This is a genomic window from Microbulbifer sp. (assembly GCF_051659245.1).
Taxonomy (GTDB): domain Bacteria; phylum Pseudomonadota; class Gammaproteobacteria; order Pseudomonadales; family Cellvibrionaceae; genus Microbulbifer.
In genome coordinates, this window is record NZ_JBOFOC010000036.1 from 1 (window position 1) to 23,525 (window position 23,525).

Annotated in this window: 22 protein-coding genes; 21 read left to right on the top strand and 1 reads right to left on the bottom strand. The window is 56.8% G+C overall.

What is annotated here, in order from left to right; all coding sequences use genetic code 11:
• Positions 1 to 187: 187 nt before the first annotated feature.
• The 17 genes from mnmE to ACRC0P_RS03745 all read left to right on the top strand — a co-directional run bounded on the left by mnmE (position 188) and on the right by ACRC0P_RS03745 (position 17,832).
• Positions 188 to 1,564: a tRNA uridine-5-carboxymethylaminomethyl(34) synthesis GTPase MnmE gene (gene mnmE, locus ACRC0P_RS03665; protein ID WP_438628434.1), complete on the top strand. Its 1,377-nt coding sequence runs from the start codon at positions 188 to 190 to the stop codon at positions 1,562 to 1,564.
• Between the two features lie 659 nt (positions 1,565 to 2,223).
• Entirely contained in the window at positions 2,224 to 4,113 is a 1,890-nt protein-coding gene (mnmG, locus tag ACRC0P_RS03670; RefSeq protein ID WP_438628435.1) for a tRNA uridine-5-carboxymethylaminomethyl(34) synthesis enzyme MnmG, read from the top strand.
• Positions 4,114 to 4,291: 178 nt separating this feature from the next.
• Positions 4,292 to 4,942, top strand: coding sequence for a 16S rRNA (guanine(527)-N(7))-methyltransferase RsmG (gene rsmG, locus ACRC0P_RS03675; protein WP_438628479.1), 651 nt, complete (start codon positions 4,292 to 4,294; stop codon positions 4,940 to 4,942).
• Positions 4,943 to 4,997: 55 nt separating this feature from the next.
• Complete coding sequence (locus ACRC0P_RS03680; RefSeq protein WP_438628436.1) at positions 4,998 to 5,804, top strand: ParA family protein; 807 nt, start codon at positions 4,998 to 5,000, stop codon at positions 5,802 to 5,804.
• A 12-nt stretch (positions 5,805 to 5,816) separates the two neighbouring features.
• The gene (locus ACRC0P_RS03685; protein ID WP_438628437.1) at positions 5,817 to 6,716 is read left to right on the top strand and encodes a ParB/RepB/Spo0J family partition protein; all 900 of its coding nucleotides are present in this window, start codon (positions 5,817 to 5,819) and stop codon (positions 6,714 to 6,716) included.
• Positions 6,717 to 6,934: 218 nt separating this feature from the next.
• Complete coding sequence (locus ACRC0P_RS03690) at positions 6,935 to 7,309, top strand: ATP synthase subunit I (protein ID WP_438628438.1); 375 nt, start codon at positions 6,935 to 6,937, stop codon at positions 7,307 to 7,309.
• A 46-nt stretch (positions 7,310 to 7,355) separates the two neighbouring features.
• Positions 7,356 to 8,282, top strand: coding sequence for a F0F1 ATP synthase subunit A (gene atpB, locus ACRC0P_RS03695; protein WP_438628439.1), 927 nt, complete (start codon positions 7,356 to 7,358; stop codon positions 8,280 to 8,282).
• Between the two features lie 53 nt (positions 8,283 to 8,335).
• Positions 8,336 to 8,581: a F0F1 ATP synthase subunit C gene (gene atpE / locus ACRC0P_RS03700; RefSeq protein ID WP_020413895.1), complete on the top strand. Its 246-nt coding sequence runs from the start codon at positions 8,336 to 8,338 to the stop codon at positions 8,579 to 8,581.
• Between the two features lie 72 nt (positions 8,582 to 8,653).
• On the top strand, positions 8,654 to 9,124 hold the full coding sequence (locus ACRC0P_RS03705; RefSeq protein ID WP_438628440.1) for a F0F1 ATP synthase subunit B: 471 nt from the start codon (positions 8,654 to 8,656) through the stop codon (positions 9,122 to 9,124).
• Positions 9,125 to 9,136: 12 nt separating this feature from the next.
• Positions 9,137 to 9,673, top strand: a complete 537-nt coding sequence (locus ACRC0P_RS03710) for a F0F1 ATP synthase subunit delta (protein ID WP_438628441.1) — start codon at positions 9,137 to 9,139, stop codon at positions 9,671 to 9,673.
• 42 nt (positions 9,674 to 9,715) lie between these two features.
• Positions 9,716 to 11,260, top strand: a complete 1,545-nt coding sequence (atpA, locus tag ACRC0P_RS03715; RefSeq protein ID WP_438628442.1) for a F0F1 ATP synthase subunit alpha — start codon at positions 9,716 to 9,718, stop codon at positions 11,258 to 11,260.
• 113 nt (positions 11,261 to 11,373) lie between these two features.
• Positions 11,374 to 12,234, top strand: a complete 861-nt coding sequence (atpG, locus tag ACRC0P_RS03720; RefSeq protein ID WP_438628443.1) for a F0F1 ATP synthase subunit gamma — start codon at positions 11,374 to 11,376, stop codon at positions 12,232 to 12,234.
• A gap of 60 nt (positions 12,235 to 12,294) precedes the next feature.
• Positions 12,295 to 13,692: a F0F1 ATP synthase subunit beta gene (atpD, locus tag ACRC0P_RS03725; RefSeq protein ID WP_438628444.1), complete on the top strand. Its 1,398-nt coding sequence runs from the start codon at positions 12,295 to 12,297 to the stop codon at positions 13,690 to 13,692.
• 129 nt (positions 13,693 to 13,821) lie between these two features.
• Positions 13,822 to 14,241, top strand: coding sequence for a F0F1 ATP synthase subunit epsilon (locus ACRC0P_RS03730; RefSeq protein ID WP_438628445.1), 420 nt, complete (start codon positions 13,822 to 13,824; stop codon positions 14,239 to 14,241).
• Between the two features lie 258 nt (positions 14,242 to 14,499).
• The gene (locus ACRC0P_RS03735) at positions 14,500 to 14,832 is read left to right on the top strand and encodes a hypothetical protein (RefSeq protein ID WP_438628446.1); all 333 of its coding nucleotides are present in this window, start codon (positions 14,500 to 14,502) and stop codon (positions 14,830 to 14,832) included.
• Between the two features lie 291 nt (positions 14,833 to 15,123).
• On the top strand, positions 15,124 to 16,737 hold the full coding sequence (locus ACRC0P_RS03740) for a hypothetical protein (RefSeq protein WP_438628447.1): 1,614 nt from the start codon (positions 15,124 to 15,126) through the stop codon (positions 16,735 to 16,737).
• Between the two features lie 363 nt (positions 16,738 to 17,100).
• Positions 17,101 to 17,832 carry a hypothetical protein gene (locus tag ACRC0P_RS03745; protein WP_438628448.1) on the top strand — a complete coding sequence of 244 codons (732 nt, stop codon included), beginning with the start codon at positions 17,101 to 17,103 and terminating at the stop codon, positions 17,830 to 17,832.
• Positions 17,833 to 18,041: 209 nt separating this feature from the next.
• Here the strand turns inward: ACRC0P_RS03745 and ACRC0P_RS03750 are convergent, their stop codons facing one another.
• A complete protein-coding gene (locus ACRC0P_RS03750; RefSeq protein ID WP_438628449.1) occupies positions 18,042 to 18,593 on the bottom strand; it encodes a hypothetical protein in 552 nt (183 codons plus the stop codon).
• Positions 18,594 to 18,793: 200 nt separating this feature from the next.
• Between ACRC0P_RS03750 and ACRC0P_RS03755 the strand changes: the two genes are divergently transcribed.
• From ACRC0P_RS03755 to ACRC0P_RS03770, 4 genes are all read left to right on the top strand, one after another.
• Positions 18,794 to 19,027, top strand: a complete 234-nt coding sequence (locus tag ACRC0P_RS03755) for a helix-turn-helix domain-containing protein (protein ID WP_438628450.1) — start codon at positions 18,794 to 18,796, stop codon at positions 19,025 to 19,027.
• A 285-nt stretch (positions 19,028 to 19,312) separates the two neighbouring features.
• On the top strand, positions 19,313 to 20,443 hold the full coding sequence (locus ACRC0P_RS03760) for a choice-of-anchor B family protein (protein ID WP_438628451.1): 1,131 nt from the start codon (positions 19,313 to 19,315) through the stop codon (positions 20,441 to 20,443).
• A 156-nt stretch (positions 20,444 to 20,599) separates the two neighbouring features.
• Positions 20,600 to 22,123, top strand: coding sequence for a DUF1570 domain-containing protein (locus tag ACRC0P_RS03765; RefSeq protein WP_438628452.1), 1,524 nt, complete (start codon positions 20,600 to 20,602; stop codon positions 22,121 to 22,123).
• Positions 22,124 to 22,333: 210 nt separating this feature from the next.
• Positions 22,334 to 23,491: an NPP1 family protein gene (locus ACRC0P_RS03770; protein WP_438628453.1), complete on the top strand. Its 1,158-nt coding sequence runs from the start codon at positions 22,334 to 22,336 to the stop codon at positions 23,489 to 23,491.
• Positions 23,492 to 23,525: the final 34 nt, after the last annotated feature.

The following is a 23,525-nucleotide window of genomic DNA, read 5'->3' on the forward strand; positions in this document are numbered from 1 at the left end:
GGACTGTCTGCGAGAGGGACCTCGCGGACAAGCCTACAGGGATGTATTTACGGCGTGTCCCAGAAAGGCGCACCTCGCCTCGGCTCCCGGAACTGAACTCTGAAATTTGAGCAAATAAGTTCAACACTGTTCAGTACAGGGGCCGCAAAAGCGGCCCCTGTGCATTCCGGTCGAGTAAACTTTGCCCATGCCTGAGCAAAACCTCCACAGAGACACCATCGCCGCCGTCGCCACCGCCCCAGGCCGCGGTGGCATCGGTGTAATCCGCATCTCCGGCCCACGGGCCCGGGAAATTGCACACACCATCTGCGATGAGCGCGACTTGCAGCCGCGCCAGGCGCACTATCGCAATTTCCTCCACGGCGAGCAGTTGATCGACCAGGGCATCGCCCTCTTCTTCCCCGGCCCCCACTCCTTTACCGGCGAGGACGTGGTGGAGCTGCAGGGCCACGGCGGTCCGGTGATTCTCGACCAACTGCTGCACGCCGCCATCGAATTGGGCGCCCGCCAGGCGAGGCCCGGTGAATTCTCCGAGCGCGCTTTTCTCAACGACAAGATCGATCTGGCCCAGGCAGAGGCCATCGCCGACCTGATCGAGGCCGGCAGCGCCCAGGCGGCGCGCAATGCCATGCGCTCGCTGCAGGGGGTATTCTCCGAAAAAATCGAAAACTTAGTGGAAAATCTTACCCATCTGCGTATCTATGTCGAAGCATCGATAGATTTTCCTGAAGAAGAAATCGATTTTCTCGCTGACGGCAAAGTTGCCGCGGATCTGGACGCCCTTCTGCACCAATTGGCGCAGGTGGAGGCCGAGGCCCGCCGCGGCAGCGTGGTGCGCGAGGGCATGCGGGTGGCCATCGCCGGGCGCCCCAATGCCGGCAAGTCCAGCCTGCTCAATGCCCTGGCCGGCCGGGAGGCCGCCATCGTCACCGAACTCGCCGGCACCACCCGGGATATCCTGCGCGAATATATCGACATCGACGGCATGCCCCTGCATATCGCCGACACCGCCGGCCTGCGGGATTCCCCCGACCGGGTGGAACAGATCGGCATAGCCCGCGCCTGGGAGGAGATACGCGGCGCGGACCGTGTGCTGCTGGTGGTGGACGCGGAGCAGGCCAACGCCCTGGACCCGGAACAGGCCTGGCCGGAATTCACCGCACAGCTGCCGGACCCGGAAAAACTCACCCTGGTGCTGAACAAGATCGACCTAACCGATTACACCGCGGGGTTGCTGGCGCATACGGACGGCGTGCCGGTCATCGCCATCAGCGCCAGGACCGGTGCGGGCCTGGAGTCACTGAGGGAGCACCTGAAACACTGCATGGGCTACAGCGGCGCCGCCGAGGGCAGCTTCAGCGCCCGCCGCCGCCACCTCGAAGCCCTGGCCGAGGCTCGGGCCTTTATCCAACAGGGCGCCGCCCAACTGCGCTCCGCCGGCGCCGGCGAACTGCTGGCGGAAGACCTGCGCCGGGCCCAGCAGGCCCTCGGAGAAATCACCGGCGCGCTGACCGCGGACGATCTGCTGGGAAAAATCTTCGGCAGTTTCTGTATCGGTAAATAGCCCCGCCAGCCTTCCCTTCCCTACATTTTCATCGGACCCGGCACCGGCAAATCGCTCGGCGTCACCAACAAACTATCCACAGGCACCTAGTCCGTGAAGCCTGTCCCCACCAACCCCACCCGATAAACACAAAAGTTGCGCACAGCAATCCACAGTCTTATCCAGGTAACTCCACTTGCTCACAGACAACCCACAGGAACGCTCGATACTTCCCAACAGCCGGCCGGTTCAGCCTGCGCGATGTGGATAAAAATGGGCACAACTCCGTCAAAACCTGAGAGCTCGGCCGGGCATAACTTCAACGAAGAGGAAAACAGGGAAAAGTTATCCCGTCGGTCCACAGCGCCCTACCGCGGTTGCCCCCGCTCCGGGGCAGGGGTTATCAGCAGTCTGTCACAGAGCATAAGTAATTGATTTTATTAATATTTCTACAGTTATACCGAAAACGGACGCCCCTAATAACAACAACTAATATAAAACTCTACCAATACAAGATATGTATAAGTTAATTAGTGTATGAATGATAAACAGCAAATCGATGGTTAAAATTTAGTCAGAACGCCGTCGGCCTGCGCTGTTACACTGTTTGCCGCACCTCACCCGCTGGCTATAAAATGTGCGCCCATTTTTACTTGTACAGGGCCAGGCCTGGAAACCCTATGGACTACCCCAAAACCTATGATGTGATCGTGATCGGCGGCGGCCATGCCGGCACCGAAGCCTCGCTCGCGGCCGCTCGCATGGGGGCCTCCACCCTGTTGCTGACCCACAACATAGAGACCCTGGGGCAGATGTCCTGCAACCCGGCCATCGGCGGCATCGGCAAAAGCCATCTGGTGAAAGAGGTGGACGCCCTGGGCGGCGCCATGGCCGAGGCCACGGATCTGGCCGGCATCCAGTTCCGCGTGCTCAATGCGCGCAAGGGGCCGGCGGTGCGCGCCACCCGCGCGCAGGCGGACCGGGCCCTGTACCGGGGCGCGGTCCGCGCGATCCTGGAGCGGCAGGAAAACCTGGAGATCTTCCAGCAGGCGGCGGACGACCTGATTGTGGAGGGCGAGCGGGTCGCCGGGGTGATCACCAACGCCGGCGTGCGCTTCCGCGGTAAGACCGTGGTGATCACCGCGGGGACATTTCTCGGCGGAAAAATCCATATCGGCCTCGACAGCCACTCCGGCGGCCGCGCCGGCGACCCACCCTCCATCGCCCTGGCGCAGCGGCTGCGGGAGATGCCGTTTCGCGTCGAGCGGCTGAAGACCGGTACGCCGCCGCGGATCGATGCCCGCTCGGTGGACTTCTCCGGCCTGGAGGAGCAGTGGGGCGATACCCCCACCCCGGTGATGTCCTACCTGGGGCGCCGCGCCCAGCATCCGCGGCAGGTTTGTTGCTGGATCACCCATACCAACGCGAAGACCCATGAGATAATCCGCGGGGGCCTGGACCGCTCGCCGATGTACTCGGGGGTGATCGAGGGCATTGGCCCGCGCTACTGCCCGTCCATCGAGGACAAGGTGCACCGCTTCGCCGACAAAGACGGCCACCAGATATTTATCGAGCCCGAGGGGCTGACCACCAACGAACTGTACCCCAACGGTATCTCCACCAGCCTGCCCTTCGACGTGCAGATTGAGCTGGTGCACTCGATCAAAGGTTTTGAAAAGGCGCATATCACCCGCCCGGGCTATGCCATTGAATACGATTTCTTCGATCCGCGGGACCTGCTGCCCTCCCTGGAGACCAAATTCATTCAGGGGCTCTTCTTCGCGGGCCAGATCAACGGCACCACCGGCTACGAAGAGGCCGCCGCCCAGGGCCTGCTGGCCGGCGCCAACGCGGCACTCAAGTCACAGGAACGCGAGGCCTGGGCGCCGCGCCGGGACCTGGCCTACCTGGGCGTGCTGGTGGACGACCTGATCACCATCGGCACCCGGGAGCCCTACCGCATGTTCACCAGTCGCGCCGAGTACCGGCTGTTGCTGCGCGAGGACAACGCGGACCTGCGCCTCACCGAGGTGGGACGCCAGTTGGGGCTGGTGGGTGACGCCCGCTGGCGGGCCTTCAGCGAAAAGCGCGAGGCCATCGAGCGCGAGGAACAACGGCTGCGGGAAACCTGGATCCACCCGCACACCCCGCAGGCGTCCGCGGTGGAGACCCGGCTGCCGCAACCGCTGGCGCGGGAGTACAGCCTGATGGACCTGCTCCGGCGCCCGGAGCTGGGCTACGCCGATGTGGCGGCCCTCAAAGGGGAGCCGGTGGAGGACGAGCGGGTAGCCGAGCAGGTGGAGATTGCCGCCAAATACGCCGGCTATATCGACCGCCAACGGGAGGAAATCGAGCGCCTGCGGGCCTATGAAGACACCCCTATTCCGGCGGATTTCGATTACAGTGCCGTGGCCGGCCTCTCCAGCGAGGTGAAGCAGAAGCTGAACGAGACCCGCCCGGACACCCTGGCGCGGGCCTCGCGGATTCCCGGGGTCACCCCGGCGGCGGTGTCGCTGCTGCTGATCCAGCTGAAAAAGCGCGGCCTGCTCACCCGCAAAAAAGCCGTATAACCCCCGTCTTGCGTAGGAGCGGCGACCGCCAGGGATGGCGGAAATGCAGATTTTGCAGGAGCAAAAATCTGTCCATGGCCGCGATCATCGGTGGTCAGTTCCACTGATGATCGCGGCCATGGGCCGCTCCTACAGGGAAACACGATACCGAGTTGGAAATTTGACGACCTCACAGCAAATGGAAGCCTTCCGCCCCCGCCTGCTCGAAGCCGCCGGGCAGCTGTCGGTGGATCTGCCCCGGGAACAGCAGGACAAGCTGCTCCAATACCTGGAGCTCTTCGCGCGCTGGAATGCGGCTTACAATCTGTCTGCCATCCGCGACCCGGCGCAGATGCTGGAGCGCCATATCATCGACAGTCTCAGCGTGGTGAACCTGTGCGGCCATGACTCTGACTCACTGATCGATGTGGGCAGCGGCGGCGGCCTGCCGGGGATTCCCCTGGCGATAGTTCATCCCGCGCGCCCGGTCACCCTGCTGGACAGCAACGGCAAGAAGGCCCGCTTCCTGTTCCAGGTGGCGAGCCAGTTGCCGCTGGCCAATGTGCAGGTGATCAACGAGCGGGTGGAGGAGTTTTCACCGGGGGCGAAGTTCGACGGCGTGGTTTCCCGGGCCTTCGCCTCCCTGGCCGACATGATTCTGGGAAGTGAGCACTTGCTAGCGCCGGGTGGAAAGTTTTACGCTATGAAGGGTCGGTTGCCGCAAGACGAGTTGAGCGCGCTTCCAAAAGGGATTAAGGTCGAGCAGGTGCGCCCACTGTCGGTGCCGGGTTGCGGTGCGGAGCGCCACCTTATCGTACTCAGCCGTCCAGCTGGCGACGATCCCGCTTAGAACTTTCCAAGACCAGATATTTGTCAGCCGCTGTTAACAACAGGGAACAATAACCTTGAGTAAGATATTTGCCGTGGCCAATCAGAAAGGTGGTGTGGGCAAGACCACCACCTGCGTCAACCTGGCCGCCTCCCTGGTGGCCAGCCGCCGCCGGGTCCTGCTGATCGACCTGGACCCCCAGGGCAACGCCACCATGGGCAGCGGTGTGGACAAAAGTGAACTGCAACTGTCCAGCTACGACGTGCTCGTCACCGGCCTGCCGGCGCGGGAGGCGATCGTGAGCACCGCCAGCGGCTACGACCTACTGCCCGCCAACGGCGATCTCTCCGCCGCGGAGGTGGAACTGCTGGAGATGGACGGGCGCGAGTCCCGCCTGCGCCGCGCGCTGCGCGATCTGAACGGCGACTACGACTACATCGTGGTCGACTGCCCCCCCTCCCTGAACATGCTCACGGTCAACGCCCTCTGTGCCGCCAGCGGCGTGCTGATTCCCATGCAGTGTGAGTACTACGCACTGGAAGGGCTGTCCGCGTTGGTCGACACCATCACCCAGATCCAGCGCGCCGCCAACCCGGAGCTGAAGATCGAGGGCATACTGCGCACCATGTACGACCCGCGCAACAGCCTCACCAGCGATGTGTCCGACCAGCTATCCGAATATTTCGGCGATCGGCTCTACCGGACCTGCATCCCGCGCAACGTGCGCCTGGCGGAGGCCCCCAGTTTCGGCAAACCGGCGCTGGAGTACGACCGCCACTCCAAGGGCGCCATCGCCTATCTGGCGCTGGCCGGCGAGATGACCCGCCGCCACGCCGCCAACCGCAATTCCAGTCACAGCGGCCCGGTGGCCGAAGCCGTTTAAGAGGTACACATTATGGCCACCCGGCGCAAAGGTTTGGGCAAGAATCTATCCCATCTGATCAGTGGCGAAGCCGGCCAAGCGATCGCCATGGCCAGCGGCGAGGGCGGCGCGGAAAGGGTGGACGGGGAGCTGCGCGAGCTGCCCATCGAATTTTTGCAGCGGGGCCGCTACCAGCCGCGCCGGGACTTCCCCATGGAGTCCCTGCTGGAGCTGGCGGACTCCATCCGCGCCCAGGGCATCATGCAGCCCATCGTGGTGCGCCCTATCGGTGAACACAAGTACGAGATCATCGCCGGCGAGCGCCGCTGGCGCGCCGCCCAGCTGGCGGAACTCGACCGGGTGCCGGCGCTGGTGCGCGAGGTGCCGGACGAAGCCGCCATCGCCATGGCGCTGATCGAGAACATCCAGCGGGAGGACCTGAACCCTGTGGAGGAGGCCGCGGCCCTCAAGCGGCTGCAGGACGAATTCCAACTCACCCAGCAGGAGGTGGCCGAAGCGGTGGGCAAATCCCGCAGTGCGGTGACCAACCTGCTGCGCCTGCTGAGTCTCACCGAGGAGGTGCGCACCTTTCTCGAGCGCGGTGACCTGGAGCTGGGACACGCCAAGGCCCTGCTCGGGCTCGCCGGGGAAACCCAGCGCAGCGCCGCGCGCCAGGTGGTCGACCGCGGGCTGACCGTGCGCCAGGCCGAGGCGTTGGTGCGCCGCCTGCAGCAGCAGGCGCAGAGCCCGGCTCCCGCCCAAGCCGAAGAGGACCCGAATATCCGCCGTCTGGTGGAGCGCCTGTCGGAAAAAGTCGGGGTGCCGGTGTCCATTGACCACAACCACAAGGGGGTTGGCCGGCTGGTGCTCAAATACAGCAGCCTGGATGAACTGGACGGCATTCTGGCGCACATGGGGTATTGCGAAGACTGAACCACAAGAATAAATAGCCGCCCGGTTTTGGTGCACAACCCCGGGATATGTAAGCGCTTACTATCCCGGCTTCTCGCGGGAAAAAACCCCGAAAAGAGAGAAAGTTCGCGATATTTGGCGGTTGAACCAGCAAGACGGTTGCTCCTATAATTCGCTCGCCCAAATTTTGGGCGGACAGCGCGCTAAAACCTGAGTAACCAGGCCGGCTTACCCCGCCTATGTACAAACCCCCGGTGTTAGTTATTGCCGCGGTACAGCTGCTGCTGGTATCGCTGGTCAGTGCGGCCCTGCACTTTTGCGGTAAACCGGTGATTGCGCTCTCCGCTTTTATCGGCGGCGTCCTGTGCGCGCTGCCCAACGCCTATTTCGGCTTTCGCGTCTTTCATGGCGAGAGGCGCCACAGCGGCGCGCGCGCCGCCGGCCAGGTGGTTGAATCCTTCTACCGCGCGGAGACGGGCAAGTTTGTTCTGACCCTGGTAGGGTTTGCCGCGGTGTTTGCCGCGGTCAGGCCGCTGAACGCGGCCGCAGTGTTTATCAGCTACGGCCTCTGCTTGCTTGTGCAGTGGCTGTTGGCGGCGCGCCTGGTGAAGTGAGTGGGCGCAAGCAAAAACAAATTTAACGATCGAGTGCTGAGGAACTATGGCAGGCGAAGCTCAAACCGCGACGGATTATATCCAACACCACCTGCAGAACATGGCTTACGGCAAGCTGCCCGCGGGCACTACTCGTCCTGATGGCACAGTGCTCCCCGAGAGCACCTGGACTTTGGCTCAATCTTCTGAAGAGGCCTCTCAAATGGGCTTCTGGGCGGTTCACCTGGACACCCTGGGCTGGTCCATCGGTCTGGGCCTGGTGTTCTGCTTCCTGTTTTCCTATGCCGCGAGAAAGGCCACTGCCGGTGTGCCCCACGGGCTGCAGAGCTTTGTCGAGCTGGTTACCAGCTTTATCGACAGCCTGGTGAAGGAAACCTTTCCCCACCGCAACAGCATGGTCGCCCCGATGGCGCTGACCATTTTCGTGTGGGTCTTCCTGATGAACCTGATGGACCTGGTCCCGGTGGACTGGCTGCCCAGGGCCGCGGCCGGTGTGTCCGGCAACCCGCACCTGTTCTTCAAGGTGGTGCCCACCACCGACCCCAACGCCACCCTGGGCATGGCGCTGGCGGTATTCGCACTGATGATTTTCTTCAGCGTCAGGGAAAAGGGAGTCCTGGGCTTTATCAAGGAATTGACCCTGCACCCCTTCCACACCGGCAAGTGGTATTTCGACCTGCTGCTGATTCCGTTCAACTTCCTGCTGGAAGTGGTCTCCCTGGTGGCCAAGCCCATCTCCCTGGGACTGCGTCTGTTCGGCAACCTCTACGCCGGTGAGATGATCTTTATCCTGATCGCCATCGTCTTCGGCGTGGGCGTGCTGGGCTTCGCGGGCGCGATGCTGATGCATATGGGCTGGGCAATTTTCCACGTCCTGGTGATCACCCTGCAGGCGTTCGTGTTCATGGTGCTGACCACGGTGTATATGGCGATGGCCCACCACCGGGACGAAGAGCACGAACACGACCAGTAATTTTTCGACAGTTCACTTTTTATACAACTCTTAACTTTTAGATGGAGAACACAATGGAAGCACTTGGTCTGGTTTACATCGCGAGCGCACTGCTGATCGGTCTGGGCGCACTGGGTACCGCCATCGGTTTCGGCACTCTGGGCGGCAAGCTGCTGGAAGGCTCCGCTCGCCAGCCGGAGCAGGCCCCGGCGCTGCAAGGCAAAATGTTCCTGATGGCGGGCCTGCTGGACGCCGTTCCGATGATCGGTGTGGGTATCGCCATGTACCTGATCTTCGCCGTCGCTCCTGGTCTGGTGTAATTCCATCGTTCCAATTGCCCTTAACCCCCAAAGTTCTTTTTTGATAAAGAGCAAAGAGCAAGAGGTGTCGGTGTGAATATCAACCTGACTCTAATCGGCCAGTCGATCACTTTCCTGGCCTTCGTATGGTTCTGCTGGAGGTTCGTGTGGCCTCCGCTGCTCGGAGTGATGCAGGAGCGCGAGCGGAAGATCGCCACCGGTCTGGAAGAGGCCGAGCGTGCGGGCAAAGACCTGGAGCTGGCGCGGCGCAAGGCCGCCGACCAACTCAAGGAAGCCAAAGAGCATGCGGCGGAAATAATCGAGGGCGCCAACCGGCGCGCCAACCAGATTATCGACGAAGCCAAGCAGGCCGCGCACGCGGAGGGAGATCGCCTGAAGGCCGCGGCGAAAGCCGAGATCGAACAGGAACTGAACCGCGCCAAGGAGCAGCTGCGCAGCCGTGTGGCCGCCCTGTCTATTGCCGGCGCGGAGAAAATTCTCTCGGTCAATGTCGACGCCAAGGCGCACGATGATCTGATCGACCAACTGGCAGCCGAGCTGTAAGCGAGGAACCCCATGGCGGAACTCAGCACACTGGCCCGGCCCTACGCCAAAGCGGCGTTCAGTTACGCGCAGCAAGCCTCCGACCTCGGCGGTTGGAGCTCACTGCTCGCCGCTGCGGCCGCGGTCAGCCAGAGCGAAAAGGTGCGCGAGCTGCTGGACAACCCGCAGCTCACCGGCGATCAGCGCGCGGACAAATTCCTGTCGATCTGTTCAGACGACCTCGACGAGCCCGGAAAGAACTTTATCCGGCTGCTGGCGGAAAATCACCGCCTGCAACTGCTGCCGGAAATTTCCGCGCTGTTCGAGGAGCTGAAGGCGCAGGCGGAGGCCACCCTGGAGGTGGAGGTTCTCTCCGCCCACGCCCTCAGCGATGCCCAGGCGCAGAAACTGACCCGGGCGCTCAGCGCGAAATTTGAACGCGAGGTGCATCTGCACAGCTCGGTGGACGAAAGCCTGCTGGGAGGCGCGATAGTGCGCGCCGGTGACACAGTGATCGACGGCACAGTGCGTGGTCGGCTGGCCAAACTCGCCGAGGCAATAAACTCCTAATTTAATTTTCCGGCCCGAGCCGGAAAATCCGAGGAACAGAGCATGCAGCAACTGAATCCCTCTGAGATCAGTGAAATTATCAAGAGCCGCATCGACAGTCTCGATGTGGCCACCCAGGCCCGGAACGAGGGCACCATCGTATCCGTTTCCGACGGCATCATCCGCATCCACGGCCTGGCCGAGGTGATGTACGGTGAGATGATCGAGTTCGAGGGCGGCGTCTACGGCATGGCGCTGAACCTGGAGCGCGACTCCGTGGGCGCGGTAATCCTGGGCGATTACAAATCCCTGGCCGAAGGCCAGAAGTGCCGCTGCACCGGCCGCATCCTGGAGACTCCGGTGGGTCCGGAACTGCTGGGCCGCGTGGTGGACGCCCTGGGCAACCCGATCGACGGCAAGGGCCCGCTAAACAACAAGCTGACCGATGCGGTGGAAAAAGTGGCACCCGGCGTTATCGCCCGTCAATCGGTGGACCAGCCGGTACAGACCGGCCTGAAGGCGATCGACACAATGATTCCCATCGGCCGCGGCCAGCGCGAGCTGATCATCGGCGACCGCCAGATCGGCAAGACCGCGGTTGCGATCGACGCCATCATCAATCAGAAAGGCACCGGCATTAAGTGTATCTACGTTGCCGTGGGCCAGAAGCAATCCTCCATCGCCAACGTGGTGCGCAAGCTGGAAGAGCACGGCGCCATGGAGCACACCATCGTGGTTGCCGCCGGCGCCGCCGATCCGGCCGCGATGCAGTTCCTGGCTCCGTATGTGGGCTGCACCATGGGCGAGTACTTCCGCGACCGCGGTGAAGATGCGCTGATCATCTACGACGATCTCACCAAGCAGGCCTGGGCCTACCGCCAGATCTCCCTGCTGCTGAAGCGCCCGCCGGGCCGCGAAGCCTATCCCGGTGACGTCTTCTACCTACACTCCCGCCTGCTGGAGCGTGCCGCGCGTGTCAACGCCGACTACGTAGAGAAGTTCACCAATGGCGAAGTGAAAGGCAAGACCGGCTCCCTGACCGCGCTGCCGATCATCGAGACCCAGGCCGGCGACGTTTCCGCGTTCGTACCCACCAACGTGATCTCCATTACGGACGGCCAGATCTTCCTGGAGACGGATCTGTTCAACGCCGGTGTACGCCCCGCCATCAACCCGGGTATCTCCGTATCCCGGGTGGGTGGTGCTGCGCAGACCAAGGTGATCAAGAAGCTGTCCGGTGGCATCCGTACTGCCCTGGCCCAGTACCGCGAACTGGCGGCCTTCTCCCAGTTTGCGTCCGACCTGGACGAGGCCACCAAGGCCCAGCTGGATCACGGTGCGCGCGTCACCGAGCTGATGAAGCAGAAGCAGTACAGCCCCATGTCCATCGCCGAGATGGCCGTGTCTGTTTACGCCGCGGACAAGGGTTACCTGAAAAACGTGGAAGTGGCCAAGGTGCTCGATTTCGAATCCGCCCTGCTCTCCTACATGAACAGCGAACACGCAGAGCTGATGGAGAAAGTGAACAGCAGCGGCGACTATAACGACGAAATCGAGAGCGGCTTCAAGGCGGCGATCGAGAAATTCGTCGCCACCGGCAGCTGGTAACGGAATCCCTGGAGCCCCTGTAGGAGCGGCCCCCGGAGCACCCGGAAAGTCCGATCGCGGCCATGGGCCGCTCCTACAGGAAGATGAAATTCCAGCGAACAAGGTAAATCACTATGGCAGGCGGAAAAGAAGTACGCACAAAAATTGCCAGCATCAAGAGTACGCAGAAAATTACCTCCGCGATGGAAATGGTCGCGGCGAGTAAGATGCGCAAGGCTCAGGATCGCATGGCACTGGGGCGTCCCTACGCCCAGCGCATACGCGCGGTGATCGGCCACGTCGCCAATGCCTCGGCGGAATACCAGCATATCTATCTGCAGGAGCGCGAGGCTGTGCGGGTCGGTTACATCCTGGTATCCACCGACCGCGGACTCTGTGGCGGCCTGAACATCAACATGTTCAAAACCGCCATTCGCGATATGCAGGCCTGGTCGGAAAAAGGCGCCGAAGTGGAAATCTGCGCGGTGGGCAACAAGGCGGCCGCTTTCTTCAATGCCATCGGCGGCACCGTGGTCGCCGCCCTGCGCGACCTGGGCGACGCCCCCCAGGCCAACAAACTGGTGGGCTCGGTCAAGGTAATGCTGGACCGCTTCGGGTCGGGCGATATCGACCGCCTCTTCCTGGTGTCCAACGAGTTCGTCAACACCATGTCGCAGAAGCCGCGGGTACGGCAGTTGCTTCCCCTGCCCAAGGCCGAGGACGAAGAGCTCAAGCACGAGTGGGACTACCTCTACGAGCCGGACCCGAAAGAGCTGCTGGACGGATTGCTGGCGCGTTATATCGAGTCCCAGGTGTACCAGGCAGTGGTGGAGAACAAGGCCTGCGAGCAGGCCGCGCGCATGATTGCAATGAAGAGCGCCACCGACAACGCCGGCGAGCTGATCGACGCGCTGCAGCTGGTGTACAACAAGGCGCGCCAGGCGGCCATCACCCAGGAGCTGTCCGAGATTGTGGGCGGCGCCGCAGCGGTCTGACCCTGATATTCGCAGGCGAACGGGCTGCCGAAGACAGAATTTAAAGTTGAGGATCCGGAAATGAGTAACGGGCAAATTGTGCAAGTTATCGGAGCGGTAATCGACGTGGAATTTCCGCGTGACTCCGTGCCGAACGTATACGACGCACTGGTGGTGGAAGACAAGAATCTCACCATGGAAGTGCAGCAACAGTTGGGCGACGGCGTGGTTCGCGCCATCGCCATGGGTTCCTCCGAGGGCGTGCGCCGCGGCCTGCCGGTAAAAAATACCGGCGCCCCGGTTTCCGTGCCGGTGGGCCACGAAACCCTGGGCCGCATCATGGACGTCCTCGGCAACCCCATCGACGAGTGCGGCCCCATCGGTGAAAAGGAAAGAATGTCCATCCACCGCGCAGCCCCCACCTACGAAGAGCAGTCCAGCTCCACCGAACTGCTGGAAACCGGCATCAAGGTGATCGACCTGGTCTGCCCGTTTGCCAAAGGCGGCAAAGTGGGCCTGTTCGGCGGCGCCGGTGTGGGCAAGACCGTCAACATGATGGAACTGATCAACAATATCGCCACCGAGCACTCAGGCCTGTCCGTATTCGCCGGCGTGGGCGAGCGCACCCGTGAAGGTAACGACTTCTACCACGAGATGCAGGAAGCCAACGTAGTCAACGTTGAGGACTTCGGCAAATCCAAAGTGGCGATGGTCTACGGCCAGATGAACGAGCCGCCCGGCAACCGCCTGCGCGTCGCCCTGACCGGCCTCACCATGGCGGAGAAATTCCGCGACGAAGGCCGCGACGTACTGCTGTTCGTCGACAACATCTACCGTTACACCCTGGCCGGTACCGAAGTATCCGCCCTGCTCGGCCGTATGCCGTCCGCGGTGGGCTACCAGCCGACCCTGGCGGAGGAGATGGGCGTTCTGCAGGAGCGTATCACCTCCACCAAGACCGGCTCCATCACCTCCATCCAGGCGGTTTACGTACCGGCGGACGACCTCACCGACCCGTCCCCCGCCACCACCTTTGCCCACCTGGACTCCACCGTGGTACTGAGCCGCGACATCGCCGCCAAAGGTATCTACCCGGCCGTTGACCCGCTGGATTCCACCTCCCGCCAGCTGGACCCGCTGGTGATCGGCCAGGAGCACTACGAAGTTGCCCGCGGCGTGCAGTCCGTACTGCAGCGCTACAAGGAACTGAAGGACATCATCGCCATCCTGGGGATGGACGAACTGTCCGAAGACGACAAGCAGACCGTGGCCCGCGCCCGTAAGATCGAGCGCTTCCTGTCCCAGCCGTTCCACGTGGCGGAAGTATTCACCGGTGCGCCGGGCAAATACGTATCCCTCAAGGAGACCATCCGCGGCTTCCAGGGCATTCTCAACGGCGACTACGACCACCTGCCGGAACAGGCCTTCTACATGGTCGGCACCATCGACGAAGCGGTGGAAAAAGCCAATAAGAAGTAGGAGCCTGCTTGCAGGCGAACTGTGAGTAACTCTGGACACCCTCTCCCGGGCAGGGAGAGGGATGTAGGAGCGGCCCATGGCCGCGATCGAATTTGTTCAGAGCCTAAAATCAGAGAATGAGGTAGCCTGATGGCTATGACTATACATTGCGACATAGTAAGCGCCGAGCAATCCCTCTTCTCCGGCCTGGTGGAGATGGTGGTTGTCAGCGGTATCGAAGGGGAACTGGGCATCTCCTACGGCCACGCGCAACTGCTCACCGCGCTCAAACCGGGACCGGTGCGCATCATCAAGAAAGGTGGTGACGAGGAAGTGCTGTTCGTCGGCGGCGGCTACGCCGAGGTACAGCCGGGCACCGTCACCATCCTCGCGGATATCGCCGAGCGCGAAATCGACGAGGAAGCCGCCCAAAAGGCCCGCGAAGAAGCGGCCCACGCCCTGCACAAAGCCCCCTCGGAAATCGACTACGCCCGCATCTCCGCCCAACTGGCCGAAGCCGAAGCCCGCCTGCGCACCCTGCAGGCAATTCGCAAGGCCGCCGGCAAGTAATCCCCCGGGACCGCGGAGCTCCAGCTCCGCAAGCGAGCCGCAGGCCCGCTGTAGGAGCCTGCTTGCAGGCGATTAAAAAAGCAGCTTTGGCTGCTTTTTTACTTGCTTGACCCCTTACCCACGAATTGCTAGCTTGCCTATGGTTTTTAGGGTGCAACTGCCCCGGAGTGTCGAGCTCCAGCTCGTCCTGCGGACCACGGACCGGCCGTAACAGCCTGTTTGCAGGAGAATTAGCCCCCAAAAAATAAAGGATTGAAAATGCGCAAATACCTACCTACCTATCTACTAGCACTGCTGGTTAGTTTGATATTGCCGATGAGCTCGTATGCGGCCAAATATTCCAGTGAAACGGTGAAAACGGTACGTGTACACACGAAATCTGGCATTTTATTCAGAATAGATGGAGAAATGGTAGATTTGGATGGATGTGGCAAAAACAGCTGGTATCGCATTCCTCCTGGCAGTAACTACGAGAAAGAGGCTCTTAGCCTGCTGCTTGCGGCGAGAATGTCAAAATCAAAGGTGTCATTTACCATCGACGGCTGTAGCGGTACTTATCCCAAGGTTACAGACATTTATACGTATGACTAGCATTAGTGCAGTAGGATGGGCAAGAGCCGCATAGCGGCCGCGCCCAACAACTATCTGCCGCACGGAGTACCGCGGCAGCACCGCAACACGGAGTTGCCATGAAAACCAAGCTATTTCTCACCCTTCTTTTCTTTTTGATGCCGGGATTTAGGTTAAGCGGCTGTGCGAGCGGTTAACCGAAGGTGTATAGAATTGACATATTGTGACTAGCTTATTGCAATAGCAAAAGCTGTTCTTCAGGGGGCTCACGCTGCTGCCTATGTTATTCAAACAAGAGAATACAATTTCAGTATGAAAAAAATTATCTTGACTTGTAGTATCTGCCTTCAATTTCTTGCGTTTAATGCAAATGCCTTAACCTACGATCAAATATTGGCAGAATATAATGGAGGAGTAATTGGCAGTGTAAATAATTGCGGTGTCAATTTTTCTGTGGCACCCCAATACTTAAGGGGGGGTGGCTCGGTTTCTTTGCAGAGACCGGGTGAATATTTTTATGCAATTTCAGCCCTGGGTGACTCTGGAGTTGTATCCGTTGTAAAAAATGGTGATATTTTCTACAGCCCTGACGGATTAAATCTGAGTGGCGGTGGCTCGACGTTACTGTTAGGTAGCATAGGGGAAATTAGTTCATTCTCTGAGAGGCCGAATATTGTAGAAATCAAGGACGAAGAAAAGGTACTCATTCAAGCTAAAACAAAGACCTATGGCAACACTAGTAACGTAGTGATTGTTGATGCTTCTGGAATTCTCGACTCCTATATCACGTCCCGGTGGAAGTTTATTGGATATGCAGATGGAAAAATTTTTTCTCAAGATGTTTTTGGAGATATTTACTCATTTGAATCAACAGCTGATCAGATAGCTTATGTAAATCCAAAACATATTGAGAAAACATCAAAATCTTTAGAGTCCATCAAGTCATTTAACAATGGCCTGCTAACGATGGCTGACGGAAGCCTGTATTTCTCCCCCTCTTCAGATGCGTTATTAACCGGCGCGAATATAGAAAATTTATATCCTGATAAAAATAGCCAAATTAATCAGGTGGTGGTTGTTCCCGGTGACCCTACTTTTGTTCCAGTTGCGAATTTAGATACCACATTCTTTGTGCCAGCTCGTAATGACCATATTGTATTCTCCACTAACAATGGGTCGATCGGGTGGAATGAGAAAATTGTGTTGCATCCGATAGACGCAGATTATATACAGAATATTTTAATAGAAAGATTCTTTGATTATTCCACAATAATTAAAGAGCCTCCAAAACTTTTGGATTTTGGAAAGAGACAAGAATATGGCAGTGGATTCTTTGTAGCGAAAGATATTTCCAATGCAACTATAGGTGTCATTGTGGGCCTTAATGGAAAACCCGCAACAGTAGATATTTCTGACAAAGGGTGGACTGGTTGGGAGTATAAATGGCGAGATCGCGGCGAGGTGAAAGGTTCGTTTTATCACGAGTACGATGGTAGTTTTGTTGGAGAAAATGAAATGCGCATTGAAGCCAATAATTCGTGTGTAGTGGCTTCAGCGATTACTTTTGAAGATATGACCCCTTATAAATATGAAACCGAGGTGACAGCGCTTCTTGATCAATCTTCTGTATCTGATAGTTATGGTTTATTTGTAGAATCCTCTAGATCCGGCTCTGCTAGTTTGCCTGGGGTTCCTGTCTCGCTCGAAACTACCCAATGGCCCATTCTTAATGCTTTCTTGAGTGCTTGTGCCACAATTCAAAAATTTGAATTATTTGGCCAAAGTGTCGATGACCTAGAAAAATATGGATGCCCCAAGTCACCGGCGGAATATGAAATACCAGTGTTTAATCCTAATGAGGGGCAGCACTTTGATTTCATGTGTCTAGATTCCTTTTGGTATTGTGGAGAACCTGTGTGGTATTAAAGAGTCTTGGTTTCAAGTAATAACTGTGTTTTGTTAAGACCTGACTCTTAAACATTCTTGAAATACGAGGAAAAGTTGGAACAGATCGAGAAGGTTGGCAGTTGATATACAAAGGAAACTCAAAGAAGGAGTTAGTAAGCACTAGCCCGTTGGTGATCAATCACAATAATATTGGCACTTATGACTCTCCGCCACCCAATTTAAGTCAGTTGACAACATTGGCTACACAATCGCTCTTAGGGCATTTCCAGCAAGATGTTACGCCATGGATTGAATGGAAAAATTCGGATCAAGACGAAACAGATCGTAAGCAGCGAGTTGAAGCCTTGCTTGCTCCAGCACAGTGGATTTATAGTTGTCTCTATGGCCCGAATTATTCGGGTAGTACAAGGTAACATGACACCGATTCGTTTTAGAAAAATAGGTGCCACCCTGATAGTGGTAGTTAGTGCCTTGAAGTTACAAAGCTGTGGTATGCTCTATGACTTGGTAGTTTCTGAGAGCTATGATGTTACAGGCGCTGAATGCACTAATCAGCAAGGGTCCGTCTCACCCGAATATCGCTTTGAATTTGACAAAAGAAGCTTTCTGGAGATTGTGGGTTCAAAAGGAGAAAAGTATATACGAAAATTTCGTCCAGATATTATAACCTCTAAGGGCCCTTACAACCTTTCTATCGGCGTAACAGAGGCATCTGGGAAAGTGCGGCCAGACTTTGTTGTTCGTGATATGAAGATTGAGTCCTCTTTATCAAGGGATTATAGCAAGACCTTGAATTCTTTTTTGCCTTTAGTGTTGAAACCGAAGATACGCTCTTCAAGTTTACCTAAGGGAAGTAAACCTGATGATCTTAAAGGTGGCGTTGTTGAGTGTGAGGTAGTTCCGCAGAAAACCAACCCGAATTTTTACATATGCGAATATATTCAGTATGTGTATGAAACACCCCCAACATTTGATTTCCAGTTTGATAATGGTGAGAAACTTTATATCGAACTGGATATTGAAGATAGAGCCCGAAAGGTGAGTGGTACACTTTGTTATCGAGCGGTACCAAAACTTATTAAAAAGAGACTTTATTATAGTATAGGGGTGTAGGAAGGTTAGAGTATGGAGATCAATGGGGCAGACACTAATACCGCTACCTTAAACGTTTTTCGGCCGTTGGATGGGCAAAGGAGCGTAGCGACGTGCCCATCTTCCGGGCCCTGATGGGCACGATACGCTTTGCCCAGCCCGGCCGCTCCAGGTATTCACGGCGCCTTCGGCCCTACAAATATGCCGATCTTCGGCTTAAGATAGCGGTATTAGGGGCAGACACCTTTTATTTGCAAATTACCTCCCCGTCTTGCTTTCTCCGGTTTAGTAGAGGCGACAACTATTCTGACATAGGGGGCAAAGGCCCATCTTTTTTGATTTGAATCTACAATACCATCCAATCTTATGGTGAAAGCCTCTTCTGGCTGCTTAAAGTTAATTAAGGCTCCAAAAGATTCTATTTTACGGTTTTCTCTATTAATAGAAACTACGTCTAGATTTGCATTAGACCAGCCACCATGCTGTCTTACTTGATAAAGTATTTGTTCAATTTCATCAAAGAACTTACTTTTAATTTCTTGGTAATGTAATCTGATTTCAATATCTGATATATTCTGGTACTTCGTATTATCTCTTTCAGCGGATTTGGTTTTTTCAATGAACTCACTCTCAGCAATAAACAGGTTTTCCAGAGATTCTTTGTCTCCATTCTTCAATGATTCAAAAAAATGATAAACGACAGATTTCATTGAACCTTTACTACAACCAGACATTATTAGAAATGCAAGGGCCCAAGTAGATACTGCAAGTATTGTTTTCATTCACAAATTCCTTTTTCAAATACCGCTATCGACTGGCTTGCCCTGGGCATAGAGACAACATCACTACCACGAACCACTTTCCTCTTTCTTGTAGCTGAGGTACCCCAGAATTGCTCTTTATTTGACCAAATAGATTTAAAGAATCAGGAAGGCTGTACCTGTTTTGGGTACAACCTAACATGTTCCCATAATGGGGACAAATGAAAAAGTCAATTCACTCAGAAGAATATTTGCGCTTAATCGCTTGGCTGAAGGCGGGAAGGCTTGCGCGGGGGTACTCGATGAGGGATTTGGCTGAAATCATCAAAGAGCCCCATTCTTTCGTTAGCAAGATTGAGACAGCCGAGCGGCGACTAGATGTAGGAGAATACGTCCAGTATTGCCGGGCATTAGAACTCGAGCCTTGCGAAGGGTTAAGGTTGTTTAAAAAATAAACGATCCTCCACGGTAACTTGTTGGAGTTTCGGGAGTTCCAGGGACAGCATCTTTTAATTTAGCGTAGAAATCCGCGTCCTAAGGACACAGAGTAAAGTTTCGGATCGGGCCTTCTTTTGGGAGAGATTGTCGTGGAGCATCGAGTCGTTTCGCTTGTCCTTGCCTTATCACTTGTTGCACTCACGGGCTGCGGCGGCGGTGGGGGTGATTCATCCACACCGGAGCCGCCGGAACCACCACCAAGTTCGCCTCCGGCGAGTTTGAGCACAGGGCCCAAGATGTGTGTGAACGGTAACGCCGAGGATTTTTCGTGCTCGGGCATCGATCTCAGGAGCCGGGTCCCGTTCGAGGATATGGGCGGCACGGCCGGTAATGACCTGTGGGGGTGGGTCGATTCACAGACTCACGACGAGTACGCCCTGATGGGCATGACAAGCGGCACGGCCTTCGTCAATGTCACAGATGCCGAAGCGCCGGTCTTTCTGGGCGTGCTGCCGACCGAAACGATCGATTCCTCCTGGCGCGACATCAAGGTCTTCAACGATCACGCATTTATCGTCGCCGATGCGGCAGGCGCGCACGGTATGCAGGTCTTCGATTTGACGCGCCTTCGCGATGTGTCAGCGCCGCAGACGTTCACGGCCGACGTCGTTTACGGCGACTTCGCCAACGCGCATAACCTTGCAATCAACGAAGCGTCGGGATTCGCGTACGCCGTTGGAACGAACACATGTGGCGAAGGCCTGCACATGATCGATATCAGCACGCCAGTCAACCCGATGTTTTCTGGCTGCCATTCGGCCATTGACACACATGATACCCAGTGCGTCGATTACATAGGGCCGGACCCGGATCATGCGGACAGCGAGATTTGTTTCAGTGCCGCAAACCTTGAGGCGCCAGACCCGAACGCACCGGACGGTGGTGTCGCCCGGCTCGAGATTACTGACGTTACGATGAAATCTTCGCCGTTGCAGCTTTCATTGACGCCGTATCCAGAGTCCGGTTTCTCGCATCAGGGGTGGTTGAGCGAAGACCAGCGCTTTTTCCTTCTCGGCGATGAACTTGACGAGATCGATTTCAATGTGCCGACGCGAATGCACATCTTCGACGTCACCGATCTCGACATGCCGGTGTACATCTCTGCCTACGAGGCCGCGACATCTTCTATCGATCACAACCTGTACGTGACGGGCAATCATGTGTTTGAGGCCAGTTACACGTCGGGATTGCGCGTGCTCGAGTTCGACGACCTGGCTAATGGCCAACTCACCGAGGTCGCGTTTTTCGATACCTTCCCTGCGGACGATGCTGTGGATTTTTCAGGGGCCTGGAGCGTTTACCCGTATTTGCCATCCGGAAATATCCTCGTCAGCGACCGGACCAACGGCTTGTTCGTGCTGACACTGCAGTAAGGTAGGGCTAAGGAATGCCGCTCGGAACTTCGGTTCGACGGCGGAAGCAGCCTCGGCTGCTTTTTTGCACTTGAAGTATACTCTGTATTTGAGCGGGCGTTGGCCATACGCCCCAATAGCAACCGTTGAATTTCAATAAGAAAAACAGGTCGGTCCATGAGCAGCAGAATCCCTCTTAGAAGTCTCCTCACTCCCCTTATTTTGCTTTCAGTTGTGTTTTCCCCTCTCGCCGCGGCCAGAGATTGGCGCGAATATCGTTCTGAGTACTTTACTGTTTATTCTGATACTTCTGAGAAGCGGGTGAACAACCTGATTCGGGATATGGAAAGGTTTCGCCAGGCGGTTCTTTTTGTCACCAGACAGGAAGCCTCGGCGGAAAATCAGCGCTTGCAGGTTTTCTATTTCAACAGCTCCAGGCAATTCAAGGAATTTGTCGGAAAAGACCATATTGCAGGCATCTATACTGATACCTGGGAAGGGCCGTTGATTTTCGCAAAAGCGAACGCCGGAAGTATTTCGGATGGCGGAGTGACCTTTCATGAATATGTGCATCACCTTATGCGCCAGCGCGGTCAGTCCACCTACCCCAAGTGGTTTTCAGAGGGCTTTGCCGAGTTTCTAGCCAGTGCCAGGCTTACGAAAGATGGCGTGTGGATCGGGGAGGCGCCCAAGTGGAGAATGTACGCCTTTAGTGGCAGGGGAGCCGGCTCGAGGCCGCTGCCTCTTCGGGAAATACTGAAACCGGATACTGAAAATTACAGCCCCCTATACGCCAACAGTTTCTACGCGGGAGCCTGGCTCTTCACCCACTATCTGCAGTTCGGAGTGGATTACGCAGGAAAATCCTACGATCAGGAAACCAACAATTACTTCCAAGCTCTAAAAAATGGCGAAGATCCATTGGAAGCTTTTGAAGAACACTATGGTAAACCCTTGGATGAAATGCAGACGGAGCTGAACCAGTATGCGCGGGGCCGGCTGCGCAGTCGTAAGTTGACTATCCCTCAGTACGAAGGGGTTATTCAAACGCGCGAAATGAACAACAACGAATGGAATTTTCTGCTTGGGGAAAAGGCGTGGGTCCTTGGCAATGATGAACTGGCGGAGGAATACCTGAATGAAGCCGATAAGAAATCCGCTGGCTGGCAGGAAAGCTATGCCCTGTTGGCAAAAATCAAACTCCATTCCGGAGACAAGCCGGCCGCCGTACGAATGGTGGAGATAACCGAGTCGGCCAAGATTAAAGACTACCGCACAGCAGCCAATTTGGCGCTTTACTACGTGAAAAGGCTGCGAATGACAAAAAAGTCCGGTGAGTGGGATGAAGCCCTCTACCGAGAGGCTGTGCAGAACGCAAAGGCGGCGATTGAGATGAACCCCGCGCACCTGCCCGGTTATCGCGCTCTTTGGATGGCACAGCGGTTGAACGGCGAGCACTTGGAGGTATCCAAAACCATGATGGCCGCCTATCGGCGCGAGCCGGGCAACCTGCTCCTCAATTCCTCAATCGGCTTTTATCTGGCATCTATCGACAGAGCCGATCTGGCCCGGCCTTTCCTGGAAAACGTAGTGGCCTGGAGTCATTCCGGAAAACAACGCTCCAGGGCGAAGAAGATTCTGGAATCCCTGGAAGCTGAAGCCTCACCCTACGATTCCGAGGAAAAGGCCGGGGAGAAGTAGTCCGGTTGAGGGCTGCTGTTACGCTGCTCTCGTTTTCCGCCCTGTTACATTATGGTGTGGGCGATTGGGATACAGCAGTAGACGGCCTTCTCATTTTTTAAATATAGCGTGGATTTACATTTACTGTTATCCATTTATCCATTTAATATACCCTCGCATAACATAAAAAGCTCGAACACCGCTCAAGCCTATCTATAATGAGGGAAATTTATGAGTTTCAATAAGGCCTTTTCTACGCTGCTTGTCGCTGCAGCTGCCTCTGTATCGACCTATGCCAGCGACTTTGCAAAACTGGACAAAGCTTTGCCCACAGAGGTTGATGCCGAATCCATTGCCCCGGTATTCGACTTCGACACCGACGGCTGCCTGCCGAGCGCCGGGATCAGCCGCAACGGACAGCAAAATGGCGGTCTTAAACCCACGGGCAGCATTACCGGCGCCTGTCGGTCAAGCAATTTTCTCGACACCTCCAACACCGTGCATAGATATGTCTGTACGGAAAGTGGCGGTTCCACTTACTGTGGCCACTTCTACGCCCTGTACTTTGAAAAGGACCAGATACTCAATGGCATCAAAAGCGGCCACCGTCACGATTGGGAGTACGCCGCGGTCTGGACCACCAATGGCGTGGTAACCCACGGAAGCTACAGTGCGCACGGGGATCTGACCACTGCGCCCGCGTCACAGCTGCCGTTCGAGAACGGCCATCTGAAAATCGTCTACCACAAGGATGGAATTGGCACCCACGCCTTCCGCTTCGCCAAGGACAACGAGTATGCGGAAAACCCCTACGGCTCTTTTGTGACCCCCGATATTGTCAGCTGGTACCAGTTCTACGGCGATGGCCTGGACAACAGGGAGATACGCAACCGCTTGAACGGATTCAACTATGGATCGGCGAACCTGCCGGTGAGAAACAGCTCTTTCCTCGGGGATATAAACCGGTACAGGCCGTCGGGATATCCGAAACTTAGCGAATATGTCCAACTGGTGAACAATGCTTCCGATCTGTGCCTGGATATTACCGGTGGCGTCTTGGCCTCCGGCACCGATGTCCATCAGTGGCACTGTAATGACAGCAATTGGCAGAAATGGAGCTACGATGCTGACACCGGAGAGATCCGCAGCAAGCACGACCCCGCCTTCTGCCTGGACAACGGCGGTGTTTTTGAAAATGGCGCCAACCTGACTATCAGGGCCTGCAACGGCAATGATCACCAGCGTTTTACGCTGAATGACAATGGCTCCATCGCCGTGCGCGCCGCGGCACAGCAAGTGATTGACGGCTACGGAACTCATGCCGGTGACAATGTCGGGACCTGGTCGGACTGGGGTGGCAGCAATCAACGCTGGACGATGGTCCCCTGATCCCGCCCGGCTATATCGCTACCCCCAAACAGCG